Origin of the sequence: Thiococcus pfennigii, from assembly GCF_016583835.1 — a bacterium.
GTDB lineage: Bacteria > Pseudomonadota > Gammaproteobacteria > Chromatiales > Chromatiaceae > Thiococcus > Thiococcus pfennigii.
Genome location: NZ_NRRW01000004.1, coordinates 115,627 through 124,062, shown reverse-complemented (window position 1 = coordinate 124,062; position 8,436 = coordinate 115,627). Strand labels below are relative to the sequence as shown.

Annotated in this window: 10 protein-coding genes; 4 read left to right on the top strand and 6 right to left on the bottom strand. The window is 61.4% G+C overall.

Going from position 1 to position 8,436, the window contains the following annotated elements; genetic code table 11:
- Window positions 1-338: 338 nt before the first annotated feature.
- From CKO41_RS02700 to CKO41_RS02685, 4 genes are all read left to right on the top strand, one after another.
- The gene (locus CKO41_RS02700) at window positions 339-1,079 is read left to right on the top strand and encodes a hypothetical protein (protein ID WP_200381181.1); all 741 of its coding nucleotides are present in this window, start codon (window positions 339-341) and stop codon (window positions 1,077-1,079) included.
- A 131-nt stretch (window positions 1,080-1,210) separates the two neighbouring features.
- Window positions 1,211-1,765: a non-canonical purine NTP pyrophosphatase gene (locus CKO41_RS02695; RefSeq protein ID WP_200381180.1), complete on the top strand. Its 555-nt coding sequence runs from the start codon at window positions 1,211-1,213 to the stop codon at window positions 1,763-1,765.
- On the top strand, window positions 1,765-2,553 hold the full coding sequence (locus CKO41_RS18535) for an SIR2 family NAD-dependent protein deacylase (protein WP_242463894.1): 789 nt from the start codon (window positions 1,765-1,767) through the stop codon (window positions 2,551-2,553). The genes CKO41_RS02695 and CKO41_RS18535 overlap by 1 nt, the downstream gene beginning before the upstream one ends.
- Window positions 2,554-3,038: 485 nt before the next feature.
- Window positions 3,039-3,329 (top strand): nucleotidyltransferase domain-containing protein, encoded by a 291-nt coding sequence (locus CKO41_RS02685; RefSeq protein WP_200381179.1) that lies wholly within the window; start codon window positions 3,039-3,041, stop codon window positions 3,327-3,329.
- Between the two features lie 77 nt (window positions 3,330-3,406).
- Here CKO41_RS02685 and CKO41_RS02680 read toward each other — a convergent pair whose 3' ends face one another.
- The 6 genes from CKO41_RS02680 to CKO41_RS02655 form a co-directional block, all read right to left on the bottom strand.
- Window positions 3,407-3,685 carry a type II toxin-antitoxin system RelE/ParE family toxin gene (locus CKO41_RS02680; RefSeq protein ID WP_200381178.1) on the bottom strand — a complete coding sequence of 93 codons (279 nt, stop codon included), beginning with the start codon at window positions 3,683-3,685 and terminating at the stop codon, window positions 3,407-3,409.
- A complete protein-coding gene (locus CKO41_RS02675; RefSeq protein WP_200381177.1) occupies window positions 3,682-3,951 on the bottom strand; it encodes a type II toxin-antitoxin system Phd/YefM family antitoxin in 270 nt (89 codons plus the stop codon). Before CKO41_RS02675 ends, CKO41_RS02680 begins: the two co-directional genes overlap by 4 nt.
- Window positions 3,952-4,214: 263 nt before the next feature.
- Window positions 4,215-4,460 (bottom strand): hypothetical protein, encoded by a 246-nt coding sequence (locus CKO41_RS02670; protein WP_200381176.1) that lies wholly within the window; start codon window positions 4,458-4,460, stop codon window positions 4,215-4,217.
- Between the two features lie 28 nt (window positions 4,461-4,488).
- Window positions 4,489-4,929 (bottom strand): PIN domain-containing protein, encoded by a 441-nt coding sequence (locus tag CKO41_RS02665; protein ID WP_200381175.1) that lies wholly within the window; start codon window positions 4,927-4,929, stop codon window positions 4,489-4,491.
- On the bottom strand, window positions 4,926-5,198 hold the full coding sequence (locus CKO41_RS02660; RefSeq protein ID WP_200381174.1) for a type II toxin-antitoxin system Phd/YefM family antitoxin: 273 nt from the start codon (window positions 5,196-5,198) through the stop codon (window positions 4,926-4,928). Before CKO41_RS02660 ends, CKO41_RS02665 begins: the two co-directional genes overlap by 4 nt.
- A gap of 616 nt (window positions 5,199-5,814) precedes the next feature.
- Window positions 5,815-8,427: a tetratricopeptide repeat protein gene (locus CKO41_RS02655; RefSeq protein WP_200381173.1), complete on the bottom strand. Its 2,613-nt coding sequence runs from the start codon at window positions 8,425-8,427 to the stop codon at window positions 5,815-5,817.
- Window positions 8,428-8,436: the final 9 nt, after the last annotated feature.

Below are 8,436 nucleotides of genomic sequence, written 5' to 3'. Positions count from 1 at the left end.
CGCCGAAGCGAGCCCGTATTCACCTTTAACTGCTTGTTTATTCGCCGATTTGCCCGCGCTTGTCACACCCTTTTTGTCATTGCCGCCGCATGGCATTCGTCAATAAGCTTTCACTAATATGCGCGTTTATTAGTGTTTGCTTATATTATGATCTCGCTATGCGGAAATGAGAAACTTCAGTTTAGTCATAAAGATGTAAAAAAGCAATACCTTGTTTTTCTTCAGATGGTAATCGAGCGAGAGAATATAGAATACTAATTTCTAACATGCGCCTCCAGCGGACGCGCAAAAGGGGGCGCTCCGCTGAGGCTTGGCGTTGGGCTACAAGGGGATGAACAATGTCCAAAGGGGTGCTCATCTTTCGGGGCATGAAAGTCGGGATTCTTCCTGGGGACTTTACAATCAGCCTTGGAGACAACGCGGAAAGTGGTTCCAAACTTATTCTTTCTACAGCGTACAATGTACTACCTATCTGGATCAGAATCGCCCGCGATAACCTCCGGCTAGCGAAAAGTGCATCGCAAGCCTTGGTTGAAGAGTGGTCTGAAGACACGGAAAGCCAGAAAGCGCTTCTGATATCAGAGCTAGAGCCATCAATGCAGGTTTTTGTATCGTGTGGTATCGCGCTTGATGCGTTGTACGACCAACTCCGTCCATATGCGAAGCTATCGGAATCCGATATCGAACATTGGAAGGAGAAAAAGACGTCAAGAGCGAAGCAAGTCGCCGAGGTTATCCGGCGCGTTTACGCGCTGGACAAAAGCGTGTTCGAGCAGTTTCGGCAAGCCATTATTGACATAATGAAGTACAGAGACCTAGCGGTTCATCCTTCCCTAGAGCTGAAAAACGCTTGTTCGCGTCCCGACATTCCGGTCGGAGTAGATTGGAAGTTCGCGGCATATCGTTACCAGAATAGCGAAGCCTGTTTCAATTCTACAGTACAAATGCTCGGATATTTGTACGAAAGGAAATGCTCGGAAAAAGCTGTTGTAGATCAGATGGAAAACGTCTTCTCGGCGCTTCAAGAACTTAAAGTTGTTCAATTGAAGTCAGCGAATACTAGCCCAACAAGCGAATAAACTGCGACCCCAAACCGCGCGCACCGTTCGCGCAAAATGTCAAGCTTTCGCGCCAGCACGGCTTGGGTCGCGTTATTCTGAACGTTAGCTGTATCAACCCAATTTCATCGCTCTGGAAATGGTGTCACGGCGTGAAGCTTCGATTCCTAACAAAAAACCCACATAAAGCAGAAGAAGTGGCAGCTATTCTCGAAGGGACAGGGATATCCGTTGTCCACGCCCCGATCGAAATCCACGAGATCCAAACCGAAGATATCGACGCCATCGTACGCGACAAGGCTATAAAAGCGTTTCACATAATCGGAAGACCGGTTTTCATCGAGCACACTGGGCTTTATATCGACACTCTTAAAGGATTTCCCGGAGGCTTAACGCAGGTGTTGTGGGACAAGCTGCAGGCGGACAGATTCTCGGAACTACTCGGTAAGCTCGATCCCCCTACTCTGACGGCGAAGACAGTTATCGCGTACTGCGACGGTCGAAAAATACATACATTCACGGGAGAAATCGGCGGCAGGATAGCGCAAGAACCGAAAGGTAATAGGGCCTTCCAATGGGATTGCGTTTTTATCCCCGACGGCTACAACAAAACATTCGCCGAGTTAGGGGCAGAAAAGAACGAAATATCCATGAGACGCCGAGCCTTTGATGAGTTCTCCGATTTCCTGAAGAAGGCACACGCTTGATGGAAGAACTCATATCTTCATATAGAGATGGGAACGTCATTCTCTTCGTCGGCGCTGGGGTGTCGAAGAATCTTGGCTTGCCTACTTGGTCGGAGCTAATCGATCACATCGCTATCGAGCTGGGATACGACCCCGCGATCTATAAGTCCTTTGGGGACAGCCTCGCGTTAGCCGAATACTACCGCTTAAAGAAGGGAAGTATCGGGCCTTTGCGTAGCTGGATGGATACCAATTGGCATTCCACTTCAGTCGATATCACGAAGTCCAAAGTTCATGAGCTCATCGCCAAAGCGCACTTCCCAATGATTTATACAACCAATTATGACCGCTGGTTGGAACATTCCTTCGATTTCTACTCCAGGCGATACATCAAGGTCGCTGGCGTTTCGGACATACCGACCATTAGAGATGGGGTCCCGCAAATCATTAAGTTTCACGGTGACTTCGATGACGACGATAGCATCGTACTAGATGAGTCTGCGTACTTTGAGCGCCTGGAATTTGAAACGCCCCTTGATATAAAACTTAGATCGGATGTGCTGGGAAAATCAGTTCTCTTTGTCGGGTATAGCCTTTCGGACGTTAATCTCCGCTACCTGTTTTACAAGCTCGCGAAGCTATGGCGTTCTGAAAAGCGAAAGGGCGTACAGCCGAAATCGTACTTTTTTACTAACCGCCCTAATCCCGTTCAGGAGGCAATTCTTGAACAGTGGGAGATCAAAGTTGTGGTATCGGACCTAGACGATCCACAAGAGGCGCTAACTACGTTCCTGGAGCGGTTCCAATGATTCAGCTAACGAATAAGGTTAGATCGTCTGAGCGAAGCGGGCGACGATCTGAACAAAGCGTTTAATGCCGACGCTTGACCGCTTCCTCCCTTCGCTACCGCTCCGGTCGTCGCCGTCAAGCGCGGGTTAACGCGACGTTTATGTCCGCTCTGGGTCGCAAGCGGTCCTTCGGCAGCCTCAGCGAGGCAAGGGCCATCTCAGAGGCTGGAGAGTCGGCCAGTACGGGGGTACTCGCGTTCAGGGCCTGCGCTGCCGGATGGTGGGGTCGCGCTGGCCATGAAAGATTGCGAGGACGACGATCGGTTGCCTTGTCGGCGGTGGTAGATGTTGTCGGGATGGGCGGCGATGTGCCCGTAGGCGGACTCCTGCGCACGGATGAGGTGACCCAGGGCGTCCCATGCTAGGCTTGGGACAGGGCATCTTGATCCAATCACCGCCCCTGAGGCGCGAAACCGAGCTTCTGCTCCTGCTGTACGGGTGCAAACGTGAACCGTGACCAAACGCTGAAGCTTCTAGCCGAGCATAAGGCGGATCTGGCTCGACGCTTCGGTGCCTCCGAGCTGGCGCTCTGCGGGTCGACCGTTCGTGGCGATGAGCGAGTGGACAGCGACATCGACATCCTAGTCGTCTTCGATGGGCCCTCAACCTCGCAACGCTACTTCGGCGTCCAGTTCTATCTCGAAGTCCTTCTTGGGCGCCTCGTTGATCTGGTCACTCGCAAGGCATTGCGCCGAGAGTTGGTTCCTCACATCGAGCGCGAGGCGATTCGTGTCTGAGCCTGCCGGTAGGGCCTTGCTCCTAAGTCCGGACACCGAGCGGGCCGCCGAAAGCTTGATGTCCTTGGCGGAGATCTTCAACGGTAGACCTCGTCGTGAGTGACGATGTCGAGCAGGACGATCTCCTGTTCGGTCACCCTCACCAGCAGGGTCACTCGGTATGAGTAGGTCAGGCTGACAGCCTGGATTCTGCTCAGATTGCCGGAGAGCGGATGTAGCTTGAGCTTCGGTTGGAAGGGATCTCGGCAGAGATCGTCGAGGGTGTCCCGCAGGGCTTGGCGAAGATCGGGATGCTTGCGCAACAACTTGCGTGCGCGACGCTCGAGATGCTGGGTCGTGACCAGCGCGAAGCTCATGATTCGTCGGCGTCGAGGGCCTTCATCAAGGCATCGGCGTTCTCGTAGCGGCTCGTTCGACCGGTCTCCAAGTCGTTCAGGGACTCCCGCAAACGTGCCCTGGCCGCATCGTGGGAGCTTTCCAAGAGCTCTGCATAGGCCGCTTCCGTGAGCACGACATAGCTCGGGCGGTTGTTCTTGATGACATGAACCGGGCCGTCGCGAAGCGCCTCATCGACGACGGAGATCCCGCGGCGCTTGATGTCTTGGGCTGGAATGCTGTTCACGGCGGCTCCGGTACTTTATTTTGCACTCAGTCGAGCACGCAATAGGGTCTCTGTCAATGTTGTTGCTCCGCAGACTCGGGTCTCGAAGCCGTACCTCAATCACGGTCCACCATTTTTCGATTTCTGCCGTGCCGAGGCTCGAAATAACTTGCATGGGAACGTCTCGTACTTTGAGAGTTGCAGGCGACCAGCGGCTGGTTTGGGGGATCTGGTGGTCTCGGCGCCGGGATCGAGCATGACAGCTATGCGTCCGGAGCGGTCGCTCAGGACTCGACGCCGAGCGGCGCAGGTCTGGGTCGAAAGCGGTCCCTGGCCGCTATGCAGCCGACGCCGACATCGATCCCGCCATCGGCGGCGATCTGATTGCCGCCGTAAAGCACGGCGCTTACCGGGAGACGCCGGCGCCGGAGATCGGCTTTGCCGAGCTGGGCGATCAGAAGGCGCAGACCCTCGTCGTCGAGTGCGAGGATGTGCTCGGGCGTGACGTCGAAGAGGGGATGCTGGGACATGGATACGACTGGGCTCGACCGACCCAGGTCAATCCAGACCCAGGTCGAAGCCCTCCTTGAACGGGTTTTCGATGCGAAGTGCACCGACCATGCGGCCGTCCTGCATGTCTTCCGAAAGCAGACGGGTCACCCCTGAGGCGCGGGCCGCCTCGACCAGCATGGCATCCCAGAGGGCGAAGCTATCCGCTTCCTTCAGGCGGATGGCTCCGCTCAGGGTGCGACCATCGGCAACGGCCAGCGGAAAGAGCTCCATCCAGTCATGCACCATGGCGGCCGCGTCTGCCGCCGGCATCTTGTCCTTGCGCGTGACGGCATGGAAAAACTCGGCGAGGGCTTGGAGGGTCAGCACGCAATCCGCATCGGGCAGTCTGTCCATCACGGCCTGGGCCTGCTCGTGCCGCGTACCCGCGTCGACGTCGATGCTGTAGATGAGGATGTTGGTGTCGACGCTGAAGCGCTGCGCCTTCATCGGTCCGGCTCTTGGTCCCGATCGCGCTCGTGGAGGACCTCTCGATCGACGCGAGCCCCGCCGAGCGCATAGCCGCGAGTCATCCGTTCCCGCAGACGCTCGCGCGCGGCACGCTGGGCATCGGACAAGTGTGGCTGAGCCTCGATGGGCAGCAGGCGAGCGATGGCCTTGCCGCGCCGGGTGATGATGATCTCGGCACCCTGCTCGACCCGCTCCAGGTAACGCGAAAGGTGCTGATTGGCTTCCCGGATGGAGACGACTTCGCGCATCGATTGCCTTTGGGGGATGTCCTACATCGGCCGACCTTAGGCCATTCAAGCAGTTTCCGCAAGGCGCGAGTCTTGGACTGCTTGACGCGAGCAAGCCCAACAGAACGTCAGGTGACGGATGCGGACCGGTCACTGCACGCCATAGGCCGACTGGCCGCTCGGGGTCGCAAGCGGTCTTCGCCCCCAAAGTGGCGACAATCGGGCAACCGGACGCATCGCCTTGGTTCCGTAAGGCAGCGCAGTTGGTCGATCGCGCATTGCGATCTCCGCGAGGCGGTGGCCGGCGAGACCAGGTGGGAGATGCTCATCGTTGGCATGCTACGAAGCTGGCGCGCTCGGCAAAAGCTGGCAACGGCATTCGGGCAGACAAGCGGCATCCTCGGCCGCTTCGCGGAAACTGGGTCGACGCTCTTGCCCGCCGGCGGCTCGCCCCGGCAACTTCGCCGGAGCGCGTTGGGCACGCTCTTCCGCCCGCTTTGCCGCAACCGGCACTGCATCCGGGCGCCGCTGCCTGGTGTCCTCGACGACACGCACGAGGTGCGGAAACTCCTTGGGAGCTCGGCCTCGCACCATGGCGCGGATCTGGCGTTTGTCGACGCCCTGCCCCTTGCCGCTCTCAGCGAGCCTGTTCAGGATTGCCGGCGGGCGGCCGCTGGCCCGCCTGACGAGGTGGCTGGCGTGGAGCGCCGGCGCGTCTGGTCGGCCCGGGTCGGCCGTCGCCTGCGCCGCCTCGGCGCGGGGCATCGAGCCAGTCGAAGATGCGCCGGGCGGCGATGCGCACCTCGGGGTTCGCATCCGCGAGCCGGGCCTCGCCGTGCAGATAGGCGTCGTAGGCGGCCACCAGCGGCCAGTGGGTGTCGCCGATGCCGCGCGCGCGCAGGGCGGCGAGCAGCGCATCCCCATGGCCTCGCCGCGCGGCTTCGCGCAGCAGAAGCAGCACGAAGCCCTGGTACAGGGTCAGCGCCTCGCCGTCCGGGTCGCTCAAGGCCGCCGCGAAGCCGTCCGCGGCCGCGGGCAGGTCGTTGCGCACGAGCCCCCGCAGTGCCCGCAGCAGGTTGGCGCCACTCGCGGGGTGGCGGCCGATAATGGCGTTGAAGTCGGTGTCCGCAACTGGCTCTGCGTCATCGTTCAACAGCGCGATGGCCAGCAGATTGCTGACCACGGTTACGTCCGTCGGATCCAGATCGCGGGCCTTCAGGTAGGCCTCCCTGGCCTCATCCAGCTGCTCGCGGAAATAGAGCAGCAGGTAGCCGAGGGTGCCCCAGGTCGGCGCCGATGGATGCTGCCTGACCGCTCCTCGCAGCACCACTTCCGCGTCGTCGAGTCGACCGGATTGCATGAGAAGCTGGCCGAGGTTTTTCGGGTGATACGGGTTTGCCGGATCCAGGCCCGTCGCCCGGCGCAGCACCGCCTCGGCATCCGGGGCTCGCCCTGGATCCTGGGCGAGCAGGTTGCCGAGCGCCCCCCAGGCGAGCGGGTCCTCGGGGTTGCGGTCGAGGGCATCGCGATAGACGGACTCGACCTCGGCGAGCCGATTGGTCCGCAGCAGCAGCCCCGCCAGGTCGATCCATGCCCACCAGCCCGAGCCGCAGCCGATGGCCGTCCGCAAGGCCGCCTCCGCCTCCTCGTAGCGGCCCTGAGCGCTCAGCAGGGTGCCGAGGTGCCGCCACGCCGAGCCGTATTGCGGGTCCAGCCGCACCGCGGTGCGATAGGCCGCCTCGGCCTCGTCGGGCCGCCCAAGCTGCCCTCGCAGCAGGAGTCCGTGCAGATCCCAGTCCTCGGCCGTCTCCGGGCGGGGCAGGTCGCTCAGGTCGCCGATGTCGGCGAGCCGCTTGCCGCTGCGCGCCAGATCGGCGGCGATTTCGCGCTCGGCTTGCAGCGCCAGCGCCCGGCGCCAGGCGGGCTCGTCCTCCGCGTCGCTCAGGGCCACCAGGTATTGCCCGCGCTCTAGGCCCGCCCCCTCGGCGCCGCTCAGCAGCGACCGGGCGCGCTCGCGCAGTTGGACCGGGCTGTAGAAGCCGCGCAGAAAGGCGCTGAGCCAACGCAGCCGGACGCGCTGGCGGCGCGGGCCGTGGCGCATCAGGTACCAGATATTGAAGAAGCGCTCGGCGAGTTGAAAGGCGTCCCGATGGCTGCGCGAGACGCTGACCTTCTGCAGGATGCCGTCGCGCTCCAGCCGCGTCAGCTGTGCCGAGACCGTCTTGGTCTCCAGGCCGGATGCGCGGGCGACCTCGGCAGCCAGCACCGGGTCCCAGGCCAGCGCGACGGCATCGAGTACCGCACGGGACTGAGGCGCCAGGTCCTCGATCCGCGCCTTGTACAAGACGCTGACCTGATCCAGCAGCCGGTCGAGATCGGTCAGCGCATCGCCGCCGGTGTCCGTCTCGAGGAGCAGATAGAGCAGGGTCAGGGTGCGCGGATTGCCGCCGGTGAGGTCATGCAGCGCGCGGATGCGGCCGGGGTCGGTCGCGAGCAGCTGGAGCACCGCGCGCCCCGGCTCGCCGCGCTGGGCCGCGAGCCGGCGCAGACAGGTGAGCATTTCGTCGGCGGACAGGGGCTCCAACAAGGTGATCTGGAAGAAATCGTAGAAGGCCGAGCCCGGCGCCTCGGTCGCCTCCAGCCAACCGGTGGCGGCACCGACGACCAGGATGCCGCCGGGGCGCTGCAGCTCCTTGCGCAGGCGCCATTGCTGCCGAGCCAGGCCGTTCAGGATGATGTCCAGGTTGTCCAGCAGCAGCAGGGGCCGCCGACCTTCGGCCCGGGTCCAGCGGGTGAAGGTCTCCAGTGCGGCGTCCCCCTCGGGGTCCGCATCGGGTGCGTCCTGACCGACACCAGGGCCGAGCCGCGCCACGTCCCGATCCAGGGCGGCGGCCTTGCTGACCTCGCCGCGCTGTTCGAGCCAGTCCCCCAGCGCATCCAGGCAGTTGAGCCAGAACACGCGCAGGTTGTGCACGTTGTACTGCTCCTCGCGAAAACGGAGCGGCAGCAGGACCGCGGCCAGGCGCGGGTCGTCGCGCACCCCGAGCGCGAGGCGCCGCAGCAGGCTCGTCTTGCCCATGCCACGCTGGCCGAGGATCAGATGATGGGTCGCGAGCCCGTCGGCAGTGGTCTCGCCGAGCCGCTGCAACAGCCGCTCGGCGAGGGCCTGGCGGGCGACGAAGCCGTTCAGGAAGGCCTGGTCGCTCAGGATGGCCGGGTTGTAGACCGCGAGCTCCAGCAGTTCGCCCATGACCGAGGC

Bases quoted from the DNA above. Each gene is read 5' to 3' on its own strand.
- CKO41_RS02700 (WP_200381181.1), top strand. From the start codon at position 339: ATGTCCAAAGGGGTGCTCATCTTTCGGGGCATGAAAGTCGGGATTCTT.
- CKO41_RS02680 (WP_200381178.1), bottom strand. From the start codon at position 3,685: ATGAGCTTCGCGCTGGTCACGACCCAGCATCTCGAGCGTCGCGCACGC.
- CKO41_RS18535 (WP_242463894.1), top strand. From the start codon at position 1,765: ATGGAAGAACTCATATCTTCATATAGAGATGGGAACGTCATTCTCTTC.
- CKO41_RS02665 (WP_200381175.1), bottom strand. From the start codon at position 4,929: ATGAAGGCGCAGCGCTTCAGCGTCGACACCAACATCCTCATCTACAGC.
- CKO41_RS02655 (WP_200381173.1), bottom strand. From the start codon at position 8,427: ATGGGCGAACTGCTGGAGCTCGCGGTCTACAACCCGGCCATCCTGAGC.
- CKO41_RS02670 (WP_200381176.1), bottom strand. From the start codon at position 4,460: ATGTCCCAGCATCCCCTCTTCGACGTCACGCCCGAGCACATCCTCGCA.
- CKO41_RS02660 (WP_200381174.1), bottom strand. From the start codon at position 5,198: ATGCGCGAAGTCGTCTCCATCCGGGAAGCCAATCAGCACCTTTCGCGT.